13 protein-coding genes are annotated in these 18,005 nt (G+C 76.0%); 4 read left to right on the top strand and 9 right to left on the bottom strand.

Annotated elements, in window-relative coordinates; genetic code table 11:
- The first annotated feature begins 32 nt into the window (after positions 1-32).
- Complete coding sequence (locus IF43_RS0117585; RefSeq protein WP_030201068.1) at positions 33-572, top strand: methylated-DNA--[protein]-cysteine S-methyltransferase; 540 nt, start codon at positions 33-35, stop codon at positions 570-572.
- 225 nt (positions 573-797) lie between these two features.
- On the opposite strand, the gene metF is transcribed toward IF43_RS0117585, so the two are convergent.
- From metF to IF43_RS0117550, 7 genes are all read right to left on the bottom strand, one after another.
- Positions 798-1,715: a methylenetetrahydrofolate reductase [NAD(P)H] gene (metF, locus tag IF43_RS0117580; protein WP_051795568.1), complete on the bottom strand. Its 918-nt coding sequence runs from the start codon at positions 1,713-1,715 to the stop codon at positions 798-800.
- Between the two features lie 92 nt (positions 1,716-1,807).
- On the bottom strand, positions 1,808-2,794 hold the full coding sequence (locus tag IF43_RS0117575; RefSeq protein ID WP_030201064.1) for a carbohydrate kinase family protein: 987 nt from the start codon (positions 2,792-2,794) through the stop codon (positions 1,808-1,810).
- A gap of 141 nt (positions 2,795-2,935) precedes the next feature.
- The gene (gene metK / locus IF43_RS0117570) at positions 2,936-4,144 is read right to left on the bottom strand and encodes a methionine adenosyltransferase (RefSeq protein ID WP_030201062.1); all 1,209 of its coding nucleotides are present in this window, start codon (positions 4,142-4,144) and stop codon (positions 2,936-2,938) included.
- A gap of 169 nt (positions 4,145-4,313) precedes the next feature.
- On the bottom strand, positions 4,314-5,813 hold the full coding sequence (locus IF43_RS0117565) for a lyase family protein (protein ID WP_051795548.1): 1,500 nt from the start codon (positions 5,811-5,813) through the stop codon (positions 4,314-4,316).
- Positions 5,810-7,867, bottom strand: a complete 2,058-nt coding sequence (locus IF43_RS0117560; RefSeq protein ID WP_030201059.1) for an FAD/NAD(P)-binding domain-containing protein — start codon at positions 7,865-7,867, stop codon at positions 5,810-5,812. The genes IF43_RS0117565 and IF43_RS0117560 overlap by 4 nt, the downstream gene beginning before the upstream one ends.
- Positions 7,868-8,009: 142 nt before the next feature.
- Positions 8,010-9,224, bottom strand: a complete 1,215-nt coding sequence (locus IF43_RS42755) for a methyltransferase (RefSeq protein WP_234332241.1) — start codon at positions 9,222-9,224, stop codon at positions 8,010-8,012.
- A 5-nt stretch (positions 9,225-9,229) separates the two neighbouring features.
- Positions 9,230-10,915 (bottom strand): class I adenylate-forming enzyme family protein, encoded by a 1,686-nt coding sequence (locus tag IF43_RS0117550; protein WP_030201056.1) that lies wholly within the window; start codon positions 10,913-10,915, stop codon positions 9,230-9,232.
- Positions 10,916-11,245: 330 nt separating this feature from the next.
- On the opposite strand from IF43_RS0117550, the gene IF43_RS0117545 reads away from it, so the two are divergent.
- Positions 11,246-12,910 (top strand): FAD-dependent monooxygenase, encoded by a 1,665-nt coding sequence (locus IF43_RS0117545; protein ID WP_030201053.1) that lies wholly within the window; start codon positions 11,246-11,248, stop codon positions 12,908-12,910.
- 223 nt (positions 12,911-13,133) lie between these two features.
- Positions 13,134-13,934 carry an AfsR/SARP family transcriptional regulator gene (locus IF43_RS0117540; protein WP_234332239.1) on the top strand — a complete coding sequence of 267 codons (801 nt, stop codon included), beginning with the start codon at positions 13,134-13,136 and terminating at the stop codon, positions 13,932-13,934.
- Between the two features lie 60 nt (positions 13,935-13,994).
- Here IF43_RS0117540 and IF43_RS0117535 read toward each other — a convergent pair whose 3' ends face one another.
- Positions 13,995-15,554 (bottom strand): MFS transporter, encoded by a 1,560-nt coding sequence (locus IF43_RS0117535; protein ID WP_158939386.1) that lies wholly within the window; start codon positions 15,552-15,554, stop codon positions 13,995-13,997.
- Positions 15,555-16,028: 474 nt separating this feature from the next.
- Here IF43_RS0117535 and IF43_RS0117530 point away from each other — a divergent pair, with 474 nt between their 5' ends.
- Positions 16,029-16,835, top strand: a complete 807-nt coding sequence (locus IF43_RS0117530) for an SDR family NAD(P)-dependent oxidoreductase (RefSeq protein WP_030201046.1) — start codon at positions 16,029-16,031, stop codon at positions 16,833-16,835.
- A gap of 117 nt (positions 16,836-16,952) precedes the next feature.
- Here the strand turns inward: IF43_RS0117530 and IF43_RS0117525 are convergent, their stop codons facing one another.
- Positions 16,953-17,600 (bottom strand): cupin domain-containing protein, encoded by a 648-nt coding sequence (locus IF43_RS0117525; RefSeq protein ID WP_030201044.1) that lies wholly within the window; start codon positions 17,598-17,600, stop codon positions 16,953-16,955.
- Positions 17,601-18,005: the final 405 nt, after the last annotated feature.

Genomic DNA, 18,005 nt, shown 5'->3' with positions numbered 1-18,005 from the left:
CCGACCCACCCGTCCGAGGAGCCCCACCGCCCATGACCGGCACCCGCCCCGCCCGACCTGCCGCCGTCGCGCTGACCACCCACCCGAGCGCGCTCGGCGACCTGCTCCTCGGCGTGACCGAGGACGCGCTGGTGTACTGCGGCTTCCAGGACGAGGCGACCGTACGGGCCCGCATCCGGCGCGCCGGCCTGGCCGAGGCCCCCGCGGCCGGCGAGCGCCACCTGGTCCTCTTCGCCCGGGCCCGCACCGAACTCGACGAGTACCTCGCCGGCACCCGCCGTGCGTTCACCCTGCCGCTGGACCTGGCGCTCGCCACGCCCTTCAGCCGCGAGACCGTGCTCGCCCTCGACGGCTTCGTGCCCTACGGCCGCACGTCGACCTACAAGGAACTGGCGGAGGCGCTGTCCCGCCCCCGCGCCTCGCGCGCCGTGGGCACGGCCCTGGGCGCCAACCCGCTCTGCGTGGTGCTGCCCTGCCACCGCATCCTCGCGTCGGACGGCTCCCTCGCCGGCTACGCGGGCGGTCTCGACGCCAAGCGCCGCCTCCTCGCGCTCGAACACCCCGCGGCCTGACCGCCGCCCCGAAGACCGGGACGCCGGACCTCCCGCCCCCGCGGCCCGGCGTCCCTCCGGCCGAACCGCCGGACGCCCGACTGCCCGGCCACCGAGCAGTCGGGCAACGGACCGCCGCGCGACCGCACCGCCGAGCGAACGGACCGCCGGGCAACCAACCGCCGGACCCGCCACGGCCGGTGCGCCCCTGCGGGCCCGCCGGAGCGGGCCCGCAGGGGCGCGACGTCACGAACGCCGGCCGGCGGCCGGCGGCCCCGCCCGGCGGCGTACGGGGGCGGGCCGGACGGCCTCGTGGATCTCGAGGGTCGCCGTGGACCGGTTGAGGGTGATGTAGTGCAGGCCCGGAGCCCCCTCGTCGAGCAGCCGCCGCGCCATGGCGGTGGCGTACTCGACGCCGATCGCGTGGCCGGCACGGGGGTCGCCCTGGGCCGCCTCCAGGTGGCGGGCGAGGGCCGTGGGGAAGCGGGCGTCGCTGAGCTCGGCGAAGCGCCGGATCTGGCGGAAGTCGGTGGCCGGCATGATCTCGGGGATGATCGGGGTGTGGCAGCCGGCGGCCGCCAGCCGGTCGCGGAGGCGGAGGTAGTCCTCCACGTGGAAGAACATCTGGGTGATCGCGTAGTCGGCGCCCGCCCGGCACTTCGCCGTGAAGTGGCGGATGTCGCTGTCCCAGTCCGGCGAGCGCGGGTGCCGTTCGGGGAAGGCGGCCACCCCGACGCTGAAGTCGCCCAGCCGGCGGACCAGGGAGACCAGTTCGTGCGCGTGCGTGAGGCCGTGCGGGTGGGGGACCCAGGGGCCCTTCGGGTCCCCCGGCGGGTCCCCGCGCAGGACGAGGACGTCGCGCACGCCGGCGTCGGCGTACTGGCCGATGATGTGCCGCAGCTCGGCCACCGAGTGCCCGACCGCCGTCAGGTGGGCGACGGGGCGGAGGGTGGTCTCCGTCGCGATCCGCTTGGTGACCTCGACGGTCCGGTCCCGGGAGGAGCCGCCGGCCCCGTACGTCACCGAGACGAAGGCGGGCCCGACCGCCTCCACGCGGCGGACGGCGTTCCACAGCGTGGCCTCCCCGGCCGCCGTCCTCGGTGGGAAGAACTCGAAGGAGAAGACGGGTCCGTCCTGGGCGAGGGCCTCGCGCAGGCCCGGCAGCGGTGCCCGGCCCGACGGCAGCGGTGCGGGGTCCCGCGCGGGTACGGGCCCGCGCCGCGCGTGCGCCGCCGCGGTCGGGGCGGACGCGGTGCTCATACGGCCGACCCGCGCAGCCGGGCCTCCATGTCCCGGGCCACGCCCGGGCCGTAGGCCCCCTCGACCCGCAGCAGCAGGTCCGCCGCCGACAGCTTGTACTCCTGGGTGCCCACCGACTCCAGCACCACCGTGGCGATCGCGCACCCCAGTTGGGCCGCCCGCTCCGGCGCCCAGCCCCACGCCAGCCCGGCGAGGAAGCCCGAGCGGAACGCGTCCCCGGCCCCCGTCGGGTCGGCGATGTCCGCCGTCGGCACGGCCGGGACCAGCTGCGCGGTGGCGCCGGCCCGCGCGATGCGCGCCCCGTCCGCGCCCAGCGTGGTCACCCAGCTGCCGACCCGGTCCAGGACCTCCGCCTCGCTCCAGCCGGTGAGCTGCCGGAGCAGGGCGGCCTCGTACTCGTTGGTGAACAGCCAGCGCGCACCGTCCACGAGGTCCCGCGCCTCCTCGCCCGACAGCCGGGCCAGCTGCTGGGAGGGGTCGGCGGCGAACGGGATGCCCAGCTTGCGGCACTCCTGGGTGTGCCGGCGCATCGCGGCCGGGTCGTTGGGGGCGACCACCACCAGGTCGAGGCCCTCCGGATCGGCCAGGGCCGGGGCGAGGGTGATCTCCCGGGCCGCGGCCATGGCGCCGGCGTAGAAGGTGGCGATCTGGTTCTGGTCGGCGTCGGTCGTGCACACGAAACGGGCGGTGTGCAGGGTGTCGCTGACCAGGACCAGGCCGGTGTCGACATGGTGGGCGTGCAGCCAGCTCCGGTACTCGTCGAAGTCCGTCCCCACCGCGCCGGCCAGCAGCGGCCGTACGCCGAGTCGGCCGAGGCCCAGCGCGATGTTCGCGGCCACGCCGCCGCGCCGGACCTCCAGCCGGTCGGCCAGGAAGGACAGCGAGACGCGGTCGAGCCGGTCGGGGATGAGCTGGTCCGCGAACCGCCCCGGGTAGACCATCAGGTGGTCGACGGCGATGGAGCCGGTGATGGCGATGCGCACGGTCGGTCTCTCCTCGGATCTTGTATCTCGGATCTCGGAACGCGTGTCCCGGGGGCGGCGGGGCTCGGGCGGGCACCGGGCCCGGACCCGGTTCGGCCCGGCTCAGGACGGGTCGGGTCGGGTCGGGTGTCCGTGTACGGGCTACAGGCCGGCCGCCGCGCGCAGCGCGTCGACCCGGTCCGTGCGCTCCCACGTGAACTCCGGCAGCTCGCGCCCGAAGTGGCCGTACGCCGCCGTGCGGGCGTAGACCGGGCGCAGCAGGTCGAGGTCGCGGATGATCGCGGCCGGCCGCAGGTCGAAGACCTTGCCGATGGCCTCCTCGATCCGGCCGGTGGCCACGCGGGCGGTGCCGAAGGTCTCGACGAAGAGGCCGACCGGCTCGGCCTTGCCGATGGCGTACGCGACCTGGACCTCGCACCGCTCGGCCAGGCCGGCCGCGACGACGTTCTTGGCGACCCAGCGCATCGCGTAGGCGGCCGAGCGGTCCACCTTCGAGGGGTCCTTGCCGGAGAAGGCGCCGCCGCCGTGGCGGGCCATGCCGCCGTACGTGTCGATGATGATCTTGCGTCCGGTCAGGCCGGCGTCGCCCATCGGGCCGCCGATCTCGAACCGGCCCGTGGGGTTGACCAGCAGCCGGTACTCGTCCGTCTTGAGCTTGATGCCGTCCGCGGCCAGTCCGGCGAGCACGTGCTCCACGACGTGCTCGCGGACGTCGGGGGTGAGGAGGGCGTCGAGGTCGACGTCGGGGGCGTGCTGCGAGGAGACGACGACCGTGTCCAGGCGGACCGCGCGCGAGCCGAGGTACTCGATGGTGACCTGCGTCTTGCCGTCGGGCCGGAGGTAGGGGACGGTGCCGTCCTTCCGCACCTCGGTGAGGCGGCGGGAGAGCCGGTGGGCCAGCTCGATGGGCAGCGGCATGAGGTTCGGGGTCTCGTCGGTGGCGTAGCCGAACATCAGGCCCTGGTCGCCCGCCCCCTGCCGGTCCAGTTCGTCGGACTCCCCGTGCACGCGCTGCTCGTACGCGGCGTCGACGCCCTGCGCGATGTCGGGGGACTGCGCGCCGATGGAGACGGACACCCCGCACGAGGCGCCGTCGAAGCCCTTGGCGGAGGAGTCGTAGCCGATGCCGAGGACGGTGTCGCGGACCAGTTGGGCGATCGGGGCGTAGGCCTTGGTGGTGACCTCGCCGGCGACGTGCACCTGGCCGGTGGTGATCAGCGTCTCGACGGCCACGCGCGAGGTCGGGTCCTCGCGGAGCAGGGCGTCGAGGATCGTGTCGCTGATCTGGTCGGCGATCTTGTCGGGATGGCCCTCGGTCACGGACTCGGAGGTGAACAGGCGACGGGACATACGGCAGCTCCTGGAGGGGTGCGGGGTCGGGTGCGTCGAGTGCTGCGGCGGCCGACTGCGGCCACGGGGCGCTACGGGTGCGGTACGAGTACGAGTGCGGGGACGTGTGCGGGGACGTGTGCGGGTACGCGTACGCGTACGCGTGCGGGTACGTCAGCGCGGGCGCGGGTCAGGGCAGCGGGCCTGGCGGCTCCGGGCGGTCGCCGGGCGGCTCCGGGTCCTCGCGCAGCGACCGGTCCACCAGGCGGGCCGCGGCGCCGGTGTACCCGGCGGGGTCCAGCAGGGCGGCCAGCCGGCGTTCGTCGAGGTGTGCCATGACCTCCGGCAGGGCGGCCAGGACGGCGTACAGCGGGGCCCCCTCCCGCTCGGCCGCGGCGGAGGCCTCGGCGAGCAGCCGCCGGGCCCGCGCCCGGCCCAGCGGCGGGGCGAGCACGGCGGCGATCCGCTCCGAGACCACCTGGCTGCCCGTCAGACCGAGGTTGGCCCGCATCCGGTCGGGCCGGACCACCAGCCCCTCGGCCAGCTCGACGGCCGTGTACGCCGCGCCGCCCGCGAGCCGCAGGCAGTCGCGCAGCAGCGACCACTCGGCGTGCCAGGACCCGGCCGACCGCTCGTCCTCGGCGAGCAGACTCTGCGTCAGGGCGCCGGCGAGGGCGGGCACCTGGAGCGCGGCGCTGCGGATCAGGGTGGCCAGCACCGGGTTGCGCTTGTGGGGCATCGCGGACGAGCCGCCCCGGCCGGACGGGCCGGGCTCGGCCACCTCACCGACCTCGGTCCGGGCCAGCGACAGCACGTCGACGGCCAGCTTCCCGAGCGCTCCGGCGGTGAAGGCCAGCCCTCCGGCCAGCTCCGCGACCGGGCCGCGCAGGGCGTGCCAGGGCAGGCCCTGGGGCGCGAGCCCGGTCTCGGCGGCGAAGGCCCCGACGAGGCGCTCGGCGTAGTCGCCGCCGCCCCCGGGGCCGCCGTCCGGGCCGGTCGGGTCCGCCCCCGGTCCCCCGTCCAGCGCCGCGAACTCGAGGTACCCGGCCAGGGTCCCGGCCGCCCCGCCCAGGGAGACCGGCAGCCCGGTCCCGATCGCGGCGAGCCGGCGGTCGGCCCGCAGGACCAGCTCCCGCCAGCCGGCGGCCTTGAGCCCGAACGTCGTGGGTACGGCGTGCAGCGCGAGGGTGCGCCCGGCCATCGGGGTGTCCCGGTGCCGGACGGCCAGCCGGGCGAGCGCGGCGGCGGTCCGCGCCAGGTCGGCCCGGATCAGGGCCAGCGCGCGCCGGGCCACCAGCATGGCGCCGGTGTCGAGGATGTCCTGGCTGGTGGAGCCGCGGTGCACGTACTCGGCGGCGGCCGGGTCCGCCCGCGCCACCCGCCGCCCGAGGGCCCGGACCAGCCCCACGACGGGGTTGGCGGTCTCCCGGGAGGCCAGCGCCAACTCCCGTACGTCGTACGCGGCGGCGTCCGCGGCCGCCGAGACCGCCGCGGCGGCGGCCGGCGGCAGCGTGCCGAGCCGGGCCTGGGCCCGGGCGAGGGCGGCCTCGGCATCGAGCATGGCCTGCACCCAGGCCTCGTCCGCCACGGCTGCTTCCACCGGCGCCCCGGCCCGCACGGGCGACAGCAGCCCGCTGTCGAGCCCTGCCGGGCCGGCCCCGACGGCCGGCCGCCCGGGCCGGCCCGTCACGAGGTCACCCCCGACAGGTCGGCGTCCCACCGGTCGTCGGGGACGTCCGCCCCCAGGTCGTCGCGGCCGCCCGGTTCCGCCGCCGCGCCCCGGACCGGATCCAGCGCCAGCACCGCCCGCGCGATCGCGTCCGAGTCGCCCAGCGTCACCGAGTTGACCCCCGGCCGGATACCGGCCGCCGTCACCCAGTGCACGGCCTCGGTCGGCACCCCGTACGCGAACCGGCGCGGATGCGCCCGGCCCGCCGCGTCCACCACGTGGTAGGGCCGTTCGGTCACCGAGACGCCGCCGGTCTCGTAGACCGTGCCGCAGGCCCCCGGGATCCGGTAGGGCGCCAGCCGGCCCTCCGTCAGCAACTGGGCCATCAGGGGGTCGTCGGTGCGCCGCAGGTCGGGCTCGGGCAGCCGCGCCTCGATCAGCGCGCCCGCCCGCACCGGCGGCCCGGCCACCCGGTCGGAGGTGGCCTCGAAGGCCGGCCCGCCGGGTCCTGCGGTGGCCACCCGCACCCGCATCCCCGGCCCGAGCAGCTCCACCACCCCCGCCTCCACGAGGGCGATGAGCTCCTCGATGCGCGAGACCGGCGGGCCGATCGACAGGAAGGCGTTCAGCGGCGTGTACCAGCCCTGGAGGTCGTCGCGGTAGGAGTTGCCCTCCAGCCCGCCGTGGTCCACCACCAGCCGTATCTCGTTGCGCAGGTCGCGCAGGACGTCGAGGGCGGCCTTCAGCGGTCCGCTGACGTTGCCCGCCCGCGCCGCGGCCACGTCGGCGGCCAGGTACGCCAGCACCCACTCCCGGAACGCGTCCCGGTCGGCGAACACCCGGCTGCCGTGCGGCTGCGCCACCGCCTCCCAGTCCCACGCGTCGGCGGCCCCGATCCCGTACTCCGCGAGCAGGCCGCGCTCCTCCTCCCCGCCCGCCGGGGCCGCGAGGTAGCGTGCCGTGAAGTCCTCGCGCTCGGCCGCCGGCCGGCCGCGCCCGGCGAGCAGCGCGCCGTAGTAGACGCCCTCCACCTCCTTGGCGACCAGCGGCCACACGTCCGTGCCGAAGTGCACCCGCTCGCCGTCCACGGCCCGCGCGGCCAGCGCCGCGATCGCCGCGGGGGTGAGCAGCCGCGGCTCGTACCTCCCGTGCGCGCCCTTCTCGTTCTCGCCGCGGGCGTGGTACGGGATTCCGCGCCGCGACCCCGCGTACAGGAGCGGCTCCCGCCCCGAGGGGACGTAGCGCAGCGTCCCCGTCCCGGGCCGCCGCTCGAAGCGGCCGCCGCGGCCGGTGGTGAGCAGCGCCATGTGGTCGAAGAAGTTCAGGCCGAGGCCGCGCAGCAGCACCGCCCGGCCGGGGGCCAGCACGGAGAGGTCGACGTCGGCCGGGTTCGCCGGCAGGACGTGCGTCAGGCCCCACGCCCGCGCCTCCTCCGCCGTACGGGCCTCCTGCGGGGTGGGCCGGGCCCCGACGTGTCCCTGCGCCAGCACCACCGCGTCGAGCCCCGCCAGCAGCGTGCCGTCCGACAGCGTCAGCCGCTGGGGCCCGCCCCGCGCGCCGTGGGCACCGGCCGCGGTCTCCTCCGCCAGGTGCACCGCGCGCGCCCGGTGCACGCGCACGGTGACCTGCTCGGGCGCCGCCTCGACGATCCGGTCGAAGCAGTCCTCGAGGTAGCGGCCGTACAGGGCGCGGCTCGGGTACGCGTCCGGGCCGAGTTCCGCGGCCTCGGCCAGGAACGCCGCGTCGGCGGCGCCCCGCGGCTCGGCCGCCAGTCCCGGCAGCGCGAGGGCAGCCGACCACTCGTACAGGCTCGGGCCCTTCTCGACCGGGCCGGCCATCTCCACGCTGTCGTCGGTGAACACGGTCACCTGCGAGGCCACCGTGTTCATGAGCAGGTGCCGCGACTGCGCGGTGCGCCACACCTTGCCCGGGCCCGGCCGGTACGGGTCCACGACGTGGACCGTCACGGCGGAACCGGCGGGGCGGTTGCGCGCGTTGGCGCAGATCCGCTCCAGCACCGACAGGCCTCGCGGCCCCGCACCGACGATGCAGACCGTCAGATCCCCGCTGCTCATCACGCTTCTCCGATACTGGCGACACGGGCGGTACCCGCGGAACGGGCGGTTCGGGTGCTTCGGGTGGTACGAAGTACGGGGTGGCGTACGAGACGGCGTACGACGTGGCGTCCGGGGTGCCCGGCACGGAGGACCGGCCGGCTCAGGCCACGGCCGCGACCAGCAGGCTGGTCTCCAGGGACAGTTCGTGGACGGACTCCAGCCGCAACCCCGCCGCGGCGAGCACCGCGCGGTAACCGGCCAGGTCGCGCTCCCGGCCGCCGGCGGCCATGAGCAGGTGCAGGTCGTACAGCAGCGGCAGCAGCCGCGGGGCCCCGGGCTCGGGGACCACCCGCTCCAGGACCAGCAGTCGGGCGTCGCCCGGGCGGTCCCCGGCGGCGAGCGCCTCGCGCAGGTGCGACAGCAGCGTCGTGCAGTGCGCGTCGTCCCAGTCCTGGAGCACCCGCGAGAGCAGGTAGACGTCCGCGCCGCGCGGCAGTCCGGCGCCGGTGAACACGTCGCCGGCCACCGCCTCGTACCGTCCCGGCCCCACCGCCGCGTCCAGGTGCGCGGTGGCCACCGGCACCATGTGCGGCTGGTCGACGACGGTGCCGCGCAGCCCCGGACGCGCGGCCAGGACGGTGCCCAGCAGCATGCCGCTGCCGCCGGCCACGTCCACGACGTGGCGGGCACCGCCGAAGTCGTAGGCGTCGAGGACGTCGGGGAAGAAGACGTTCCCGGCGTTCATCGCCCGCTGGAAGCGGCCCGCGGCCGCCGGGTCGCGCAGGTACTCGTGCAGGGTCTTGCCGAAGGCGTGCTGGAAGCCGGATGTCCCGGTGCGCACCGCCGGCACCACCGCGCCCCAGGCCCGGTGGAACTCCTCGCCGTAGATGCGGACCATGGCCGCGAGGGAGCGGGGCGCGTCGGTGCGCAGCAGCTCTCCGGCGGCGGTGAGGCGGTACGTTCCCCCGCCCCCGCCCCCGCCCCCGCCTCCGCCATGCGCCTCGCCCCCGCCATGCCCCTCGGCCTCGCCCGGGCCGTGGCCGGCCCCCTCGCCGGCCCCCGCGCTCCGGCCCGCCTGCGGGCCGGTCTCGACCACGTCCAGCGCCGCCAGCAGCCGCAGCAGCCGGGCCAGCGCGTCGGCGTCGGCACCCGCGGCGTCGGCGAGCGCCGCCGCGGTCAGCCCGCCGGGCCGACCGGCGAGGTGGTCCGGCAGCCCCAGGGCCACGGCCGCGTACAGCGCCTGCGCCCGCCACGTACCGGTGATGGTGTCGACGAGCCGGCGCACCGACTCCTGCTCCGCCCCGGGGCCTTCGACGGTGCCGGGGGCGGTCCCGGCCGACGTCCCGGCCGCCGCCTCGTCCGTGCGTACGGTCACGGTCCTCACGCCCCCGTCTTCGCGACGGCCGGCCCGGCCGGCTCGGTCAGCACGTCCCGGTACCGCTCGCGCAGCACCCGCTTGAGCACCTTGCCGGTGACCCCCACCGGCAGGCCCTCCCGCTCCCCGGTGAGCACCAGCGCGTTCAGCCGCGGCAGACCCGCCGCGTCCAGCGCGGCGTTGCACGCGGCCAGCAGGTCGGCCGGGATCCGCTCGACGCCGTCCGCGTAGTAGACGACCGCCGCCGGGCAGGACCTGCCGGGCTGCTGCGGGTCGGCCACCGCCACCACCGCCGCGTCCAGCGCCTGCGTGGTGTTCAGGACGACCTCTTCGAGGGGCAGGCTGTGGACGTCCCCGGCCGCGGCCCGGATGACGTCGGGCGTGCGGTCGAGGTGGTACCAGTTGCCCTCGGCGTCCCTGCGGACGATGTCGCCGGTGAGGAAGTACCCGCTGAGCACGGACTCCTTGTTCAGGCCCGGATCGTCCCAGTACCCGGGTGTCACGCTGGGCGTGCGCACCCCCAGCATGCCGGCCTGCCCGTCGGGCAGTTCGCGCCCGTCGGGCGCGAGCACGGCGGCCTTGCGCACCACCCCGGCGGGCCGGCCGATCAGCCGTCCGTACCGCTGCGAGGCGCGGGTGTGGGCCGCCTTGAACAGCACCATGCCCATCTCCGACGACCCCAGCCCGTCCAGGTACACCGACCCCGTGCCGGGCGCACCGAGCGCCGTCAGCGGGCGGATGTGGCGCTCGTGGGAGGCGTCGCCCATGCCGTTCCAGGTGTGGACGCGCCGGGCGGCCTCCAGGTCGACGGCGGCCGGGTCGAGCTCGGCGAGGGTGAGCGGGAAGCCCAGCACGACCGTGGGCCGGAAGGCGTTGACCGCGCGGGCCAGCCGGTCGCCGTCCGCGCCGTCCAGGACCAGGGTGGGGATGCCCAGCAGCAGCGCCATCGACAGGTAGCTGATCCCCGCGGAGTGGCTGTGCGGCAGCGCGGTCAGCAGCCGGTCGGTCCGCAGCGAGGGGAAGGTCCACAGCCGTTCGCGCTTGCCGATGAAGAACGAACGGTGGTGGAACACCGGCGCCTTGGGCCGACCCGTGGTCCCCGACGAGTGGGAGATCATCACCAGGTCGTCGGCGGTGTGCCGGTACGGGAAGTCCTCGAGCGGCCGGCGCGGCCGCGGCGCCCGCGCGTCCACCTCGGCCACGTCGTGCAGCGCGGGGACCTGCGTGCGGCCGGCCGCCTGCCAGGCGGAGGCCAGGTCCTTGAGCAGGTCGGCGTCGCCCACCACCAGGTGGGTGCCGGTGCGCAGGAAGTACTCGGCCGCCGTCTGCGGGGCCATCCGGGGGTTGCAGTGCACCGCGGCGGCGCCCAGGCTCGTGACGGCGATGTGGTGCAGCAGGCCGAACAGCCCGTGCCGGGTGTACAGGCCCACGTGCGAGGAGGAGGTGACGCCCTGCTCCCGGTACCAGGCGGCGTACCGGACGACGGCGTCCCTGGCGCCGTTCAGGGACAGTCCCGGCAACTCCCGCTCCTCCCACCCCGGTACGGAGACGTCCGGGTGGAACAGCAGCGGCCGGTCCCGGTCGCGGGAAATGCGCCAGGCGTGCCAGAAGAAGTTTCCGGCGCCCAGTTCGCGGTCGGCCGTGAGGCGCAGGCGCTGCACGATGGAGCGGTGCGTGCCTATCAGGAACATGGAATACCTCACACTCCGTCGAGATCCGATCCGGTGCAGCGGCCCGGAAAGGGGATCCGGGACGATCCGAGAGAGCCGGTCCAGTACGCCGCCGAGTCTTCCGGGGGCGTCTAAAGATCCTCTGGAGGTGGAAATCGAGGGCGCGCGCCGGCGTGAATTCGCGGCGGTCGCGATGCGCCGTCACCGCCCCTTTATCCGTCCTTCAGGCGCCGCTGGGACGATGCACCGCGCCCGCCGTACGCCCGCCCTCCCGCCGTACGCCCGCCATCCGCCCGCCCGCCTGCCGTACGCCCGCCGCCCGCCCGCCCGTACCGAACGCTGGAGGCCCCGATGGTCCCCGTCCGCCCCCCGCAGCAGCCCGTCGCCATCGTCGGCGGCGGCCCCGTGGGGCTCGTGCTCGCGCTGCTCCTCGACCACCACGGCGTGGCGTCCACCGTCTACGACGCCGCCCCGTCCGTGGCCGCCGAACCGCGCGGCAGCACCCACGGCGCCCGCACCATGGAGCACTACCGCCGCCTCGGCCTGGCCACGCGGGTGCGCGAGCTCGGCCTACCCGGCGGCCACAGCGCGGGCATCACCTTCTTCACCCGCTACGACGGCCACCTCCTGGCCCACCTGCCGCACCCCGGCGCCGACGAGGTGCGCGCCGCCACCGCCGCCGCCCCGCGCACCCACCAGGTGCCCGAACCCATGCACCGCGCCAACCAGATGTACGTCGAGCGCCTGCTGCGCGAGCACGCCGGCACCCGCCCCCGCATCACCCTGCGCTACGGCCACCGCGTCACCGCGCTCGCCGAGGAGGCCGAGGCCGTGGCCCTGACCGTCGAGGGGCCGGCCGGCCGGGACGTCGTCCGGGCCGCGTACGTGGCCGGCTGCGACGGCGGCCAGGGCCTGGTCCGCCGTGCGCTCGGCATCGCCTACTCCGGCGAGGGCTCCCTCGACCAGGACGTCCTCGGCCGCCGGGCCACCGCCGCGCACCTGCGCGTGCCCGGCATGTACCGGCGCTTCCTGCGCGACCGGGCCGGCTGGAGCAACTGGGTGGTCAACGCGGAGCTCGCCCTCAACCTCATCGCCCTCGACGGCGACGACCAGTTCTTCCTGCTCACCAGCTCGGCCGACCCCGACGACCCCGACGACTCCCGGGTGGCCGACCTCGTACGCCGCGCCGCCGGCACCGACCTCGACGTGGAGGTGCTCTCCCGCCGGGCCTGGACCCCCGGCGCCGCGCTGGTCGCCGAGCGCTTCGGCAGCGGCCGCGTCTGGCTGGCCGGCGACTCCGCGCACCTGTTCACGCCCAACGGCGGCTTCGGCATGAACACCGGCGTCGACGACGCCGCCAACCTCGCCTGGAAGCTCGCCGCGGCCGTCCAGGGCTGGGGCGGGCCCGGCCTGCTCCCCTCGTACGAGACCGAGCGCCGGCCCGTCGCCCTGCGCAACACCACCGCCGCCCGCGAGCTCAACATCGGCCTCGGCGCCATCGAGCGCCCCGCGGAGCTGGAGGCCGACACGGCCGGGGGCCGCGCCGCCCGCGCCCGCACCGCCGAGCGGCTGGCCGCGTACGGGCAGCTCACCCTCGACACCCTCGGCGTGCAGCTGGGCGCCCGCTACGACGGCTCCCCGCTCATAGCCGCCGCCGGCGACACCCCGCCGCCGGACGCCTTCACCACGTACACGCCCTCCGGGGTGCCGGGCGGGCGGGCCCCGCACCTGTGGCTGGACGACGAACGGGGCCCGGGCAGCTCCCTCTTCGACCTCCTCGGCCCCGGCTTCACCCTGCTCAGCCTCTGCCCGGTGCACTCCGGCACCGCCGCCGTCGAGGCGGCCGCCCGGGCGGCCGGGGTGCCGCTGAGCGTGGTCCGGGTCGACGACGGCGCGGCCCGCGAGCTGTACGGGCGCGACCTCGTGCTCGTACGCCCCGACCAGCACATCGCCTGGCGCGGCAACCGGGCCCCGCGCGACCCCGAGGGCCTGGTGGCAAAGGTCACCGGCCATTAGTGCCGGATTCACCGAGCCCTTTCCATAAATACCGAATCAAGAATTCCGCTTGTGCTCGTCGGGCCGTTCAAACGCCCCCGGTGGCCGCCGCGACAAAGGCGCGGCGGCCCCGAGTTGCCAAAGTGGGAATGGTCTTGTGCGCCCCTCCCGAATCGTCGTTACGGTCGAATGGTCACGACGGCTCATTCCTGGAGGGGTAATGCATTTCCGTATGCTGGGGCCCATGTCCGTCACCGAAAGCGGAGACGACAGAACGCCCAGCGCGCCCAAGCACCGCCAGATGCTGGCCCTCCTGCTGATGAACGCCAACCAGGTCGTCTCCATGGCCCAGTTCGTCGAGGAGCTGTGGGAGTACAGCCCGCCGCCGCGCGCGGTCGCCGCCGTGCACACCTACGTCATGCAGCTGCGCCGCATCCTGCACGGCGGCGCGACCGCCGTCGCCTGCGGCCGCCTCGTCACCCGGGAGCAGGGCTACCTGCTGCGCGTCGAGGACGGCGAACTCGACCTGCACCTGTACGAGAGCCGGCTCCGGGCCGGCCGCGCCCTCCTCGACGCCGGTGAGCCCGACGCCGGCGCCCGCCTGCTCCGCACCGCCGACGCCATGTGGAGCGGCACCACCGGCCTGGTCGACGCCCCCACCGGCCCGCTGCTGCGGGCCGCGCTCGCCCCGATCGAACGCGAACGCACGGAGGCCACGGTCCGCCGCATCCACGCCGAACTGGCCCTGGGCCGGCACCAGGAGCTGGTCTCGGAGCTCTGCGCCCTGGTCCACCAGGACCTCACCCACGAGGAGCTCACGGGCCAGCTGATGCTCGCCCTCTACCGCTCCGGTCGACAGGCCGACGCCCTCGCCGCCTTCCACCGCCTCCGGCACGCCCTGCGCGAGGACCTGGCCACCACCCCGGGCCCGGACATCCACCGCCTGACCACCGACATCCTCACCGGCCACCCCCGCCTCGAACCGCCCACGACGGGCCACCTCCCCCTCACCCTGGACGCGGTCCCCACCCTCGTGGCCGCCTGATCCGCGAGGGGCCGGCGTTCCAGGCGCCGCCCACCCGGCCGCCGGCCCCCCGCCCCCCATTCACCGGGAGGCGGAGTCGAGGGCGCCCGCGGGGAGTTCGCCGGGGTGCCGCTCCCGAGCGGCAGCCCCGCGCCGCGCAGCGGGCGGCAGGCCGAAGCGGGCCGTCAGGGCGGCGCAGGCGACGAGCGCGGCGCAGACCCAGAAGGCCCGGGTCAGGCCGGCCGCACCGGCCTCCGTCACCGCCCCCGCCGCGGCCCCGGCGGCCGACCCCCCGTCCGCACCCGCACCCGGTCCCGCACCCGCACCGGGTCCCGCCGCCGAGCCGTACACCGAGACGACCACCGCCAGCCCCACCGCGGCCCCGATCTGCCCGGCGCACTGCACGACGCCCGCCGCGGACCCGAGCAGGTCCCGCCGGACCCCCGCCACCGCGGCGGTCTCGTACGCCATCCACAGGAACGGCAGTCCCGCCCCCACCAGAGCCAGCCCCGGCAGCATCCCCGACGCGTACGAGGACCCCGGCGCCACCCGGGTGAGCAGCAGCAGCCCCGCCCCGCTCAGCGCGCAGCCGACCAGCGCCGGCACCCGCGCGCCGAACCGGTCCAACAGCCGTGCGCACGGACGCCCCACCACCAGGACGCCGCCCACCACCGGCAGCAGCGCGCACCCCGCCGCCCAGGCGCTGTAGCCGTGCGCCTCCTGGAGGTACAGGCTCGCCACGAACACCACCGGCCCCGTCCCGGCGGCCACGAACCCGATGCCCACCGCGCCCGCCGCCAGCGACCGGTCCCGCCACAGCGCCGCCGGCAGCAGCGGGTCCGCGGCCACCGCCTGCCGGCGCAGGAACAGCGCCCCGAGCAGCCCGGCCGCCCCGAGCACCCCCCATGTCGTCGCCGACGCCCCCCGTTCGCCCATCCCCACCAGCCCGTACACGAACGCCAGCAGCCCCCCGACGAGGAACACCGCCCCCGGCACGTCGAGCGGCGCGGCCAGAGGTACGCGCGAAGGCACGCCCGGGGGCACGCGCGAAGGCACGCCCGATCGAACCCGGGCACCGCCCCGCGCCCGTCCTCCGCCGTGTGCGCACGGGGGGCACAGCCACCGCCCCGCCGCCCACGCGGCCAGTGCTATCGGCACGTTGAGGAAGAAGGCACACCGCCAGTCCAGCCGGCTGACCGCCACTCCGCCCGCCAGCACTCCGGCGATCGACCCGAGCCCTCCGCACGCGGCCCACAGGGCGAGGGCCCGGCGGCGTTCGCGGGCCCCGGGCACCACCGTCAGCAGCATGCACATCGCGGCCGGTACGAGCAGCGCCGCCGCGACCGCCTGCCCGGCCCGGGCGGCCAGCAGCACGCTCCCGCCGGGCGCGGCCCCGCACACGGCGGAGGCGGCGGCGAAGCCGGCCAGGGACCCCAGGAAGAGGCGGCGAGCGCCCAGCCGGTCGCACAGGCGCCCGCCCAGCAGTTGGAGCCCGCCGACGAGCAGGACGTACAGGTTCGTCACCCAGTGCGCGCCGGTCAGGGTCAGGCCCAGATCGCGCTGGATGTCGGGCACGGCCAGGACGACGAGACCGGCGTCCGCGTTCGCCAGCAGCGGCGCGAGGCAGACGAGCGCCAGCACGGACCGCGGCGGCCGGTACGCAGACGCAGGCGCAGACGCGGCCGGAGCCGTGTCCGAGGGACCGGCCGCAGGTCCGGGCGACGGTCCGGTGGTCGCGGGCCCGGTGGTCGCGGGTCCGGCGGTCGCGGGCGCGGCCGTCGAGGCCCCGGCCGTCGGCAGCGCGGCGGCTCCGGGCGCCGTAAGCAGGTCGGAGGAGGCGGCAGCGGAAGCGGAGGCGGCAGCGGAGGCGGAGGCCGAAGCGGGCATGCGGAACTCCCGGGGGAGAAGGGGAAGGGTCGCGGGTCAGAACCCCGCCGCCGCACCCCCGGTTGCCACACGGGCGCGACACCGCCGACCGGACCTGCGACCGACCCCGTGCAACCCGTTCGCGCGACCCGGTGTTCAACCACCGAGAGCGCACCGACAGAGCGCTCGCCTGCTTCCCGGGCCCGGCCCCGCCTCCCGGGTCAGGGCCCGAACAAGAGAAGGACAACCATGGATCTTCAGCTGTCCGGCAAGGTCGCCGTGGTCACCGGCGCCTCCAAGGGAATCGGTCTCGCGGTCACGCGCTCGCTGCTCGAGGAGGGCGCCCGGGTCGTCGCGGTCTCCCGCAAGAACACCCCCGAGCTCGAGCAGCTCGCGGGCCCGAACCTGCTGCACGTCTCGGCCGACCTGATCGACCCCGAGGCCCCGGCGCAGGTGATCGCCCGCGCCGTGGAGCACTTCGGCGGCCTCGACATCCTCGTCAACAACGCGGGTGGCCCGCCGCCCGGCGTCACCATGCCCCGTACCGGCTTCTTCGACAGCAACGACGGCCAGTGGCAGTCGATCTTCGAGTTCAACCTGTTCTCGGTGGTCCGCGCCATCCGCGCCGCCATCCCGAAGCTGGTCGAGCGCGGCGGCGGCTCCATCATCAACATCTCCACGGGCATGGCCCGCCAGCCCGCGCCGGTCAACATCGAGTACGGCGCGGCCAAGGCCGGCCTGTCGAACCTCACCAAGGCGCTGTCCGAGGAGTTCGGCTCCCAGGGCGTCCGCGTCAACACGGTCTCCCCGGGTGCCGTGCGCACCGCCTGGTGGACCGAGGAGGGCGGCGCCGCCGACGTCATCGCCGGGATGGCGGGCGCCGACCGCGACTCGGTGATGGACTCCATCGCCCCGCAGATGATGGGTCAGGTCACCGGCCGCCTCATCGACCCGCAGGAGGTCGCCGACGCGGTGCTGCTGCTCGCCTCGCCGCGGTCCGCGAGCACCACCGGTGCGGACTTCGCCGTCGACGCCGGTTTCGTCAAGACCTTCTGAGCCGGCGGAGCCGTCCGGGGCTCACGAGCCGTCCGGGGCTCACAGGGTGCACGGCGTGCACGAGGTGAAGGGGGCCGGCCCGCGGGTGTGACCGGCCCGCGGGCCGCCCGCCCCGCCTCAGACCCGGTCGGTGGCCGGGTCGAGGCGGGCGGCGACCACGTCGGGGAGCGTCTCGAGGGCGGCGTTCTCCGACGGGCGCCGGTCCATGTAGTCGGGGTTGCAGGCCTGGTAGCCCAACAGCCGGGCCAGCGGCGCCAGCGCGCCGTTCATGAGCTTCTGCAGCGCCCACGGCCGGTCCGTGAAGCGCAGCACGTCCTGGAACTCGCGCATCGTGACGGCGTGCTGGAGCAGCGAGGGCCGGCCCTCGGCGTCCGTCTTGCCGTCCTGGGCGAGCCCGAACAGCTGGCGCAGGATCAGCTGCTCGAAGCGCTCGGCCCGGTTGACCAGTTCGACGACCGCGAAGGAGGTCTCGTCCTCGGTGTTCCCGAACCAGCGGTGCACCGTGCCCGCCGGCACGGTCACGGTCTGCCCGACCTCGTCGAGGACGATGTCGCGGCCGCCCAGGTGCACGCGCAGACTTCCCCGTACCAGCGTGAAGACCTCCTCGCTGTACGGGTGGATGTGGTAGCCAGCGGCGAAACCGCCCGGCTCCACGTACAGGTCCATCACCGCACGATGGCCGCCGGTGGCGGCCGCGGGGGTCCTGATGACGATCTTCTCCCTGCAGCGCGGGTTGTAGTAGACCTCGCCCGGGTGGACGGCCATGACGCCTCCAAGGGGGAACACGCCCGTACGGCCTGCCAGCCGGTACGGGCGGAACGTGGGAGAGCTCGGCCGGCGGCCCGGTAGGGGGCCGGCGGAGCGACAAGGGAAAGCTCGGGCCCGGCCTGCCAGCCGGCACGAGCGAGAAGAAGGGGTCGCCCCGGCCGGCCTGCCAGCCGGCGGGGCGCGCACGGACGCTCGGCCGGCCTTCGGGCCGGCGGGGCGCTCCGTGCTGTCTGCTCCCACCCTCGGGGTCGGGCCCGCGTGCCCACACCCCCGTTTCTTGCTGCCTACTTCACGGCGTCCGGCGCGTCGCAACGCACTCCGCGGGGCATGCCGAAGGGCCCGCCGGGGGGTGTCCCTGGCGGGCTGTCGACGTCGCGGGAAAGGGCGGGTCGCTGGTGTCGA

Source organism: Streptomyces sp. NRRL S-87, from assembly GCF_000719335.1.
Taxonomy (GTDB): domain Bacteria; phylum Actinomycetota; class Actinomycetes; order Streptomycetales; family Streptomycetaceae; genus Streptomyces.
Note: the sequence above shows the minus strand (reverse complement) of the source record. Positions and strands in the feature narration are given on the sequence as shown.

Bases quoted from the DNA above. Each gene is read 5' to 3' on its own strand.
- IF43_RS0117585 (WP_030201068.1), top strand. From the start codon at position 33: ATGACCGGCACCCGCCCCGCCCGACCTGCCGCCGTCGCGCTGACCACC.
- metK (WP_030201062.1), bottom strand. From the start codon at position 4,144: ATGTCCCGTCGCCTGTTCACCTCCGAGTCCGTGACCGAGGGCCATCCC.
- IF43_RS0117560 (WP_030201059.1), bottom strand. From the start codon at position 7,867: ATGAGCAGCGGGGATCTGACGGTCTGCATCGTCGGTGCGGGGCCGCGA.
- IF43_RS0117550 (WP_030201056.1), bottom strand. From the start codon at position 10,915: ATGTTCCTGATAGGCACGCACCGCTCCATCGTGCAGCGCCTGCGCCTC.
- IF43_RS0117545 (WP_030201053.1), top strand. From the start codon at position 11,246: ATGGTCCCCGTCCGCCCCCCGCAGCAGCCCGTCGCCATCGTCGGCGGC.
- IF43_RS0117540 (WP_234332239.1), top strand. From the start codon at position 13,134: ATGTCCGTCACCGAAAGCGGAGACGACAGAACGCCCAGCGCGCCCAAG.
- IF43_RS0117530 (WP_030201046.1), top strand. From the start codon at position 16,029: ATGGATCTTCAGCTGTCCGGCAAGGTCGCCGTGGTCACCGGCGCCTCC.
- IF43_RS0117525 (WP_030201044.1), bottom strand. From the start codon at position 17,600: ATGGCCGTCCACCCGGGCGAGGTCTACTACAACCCGCGCTGCAGGGAG.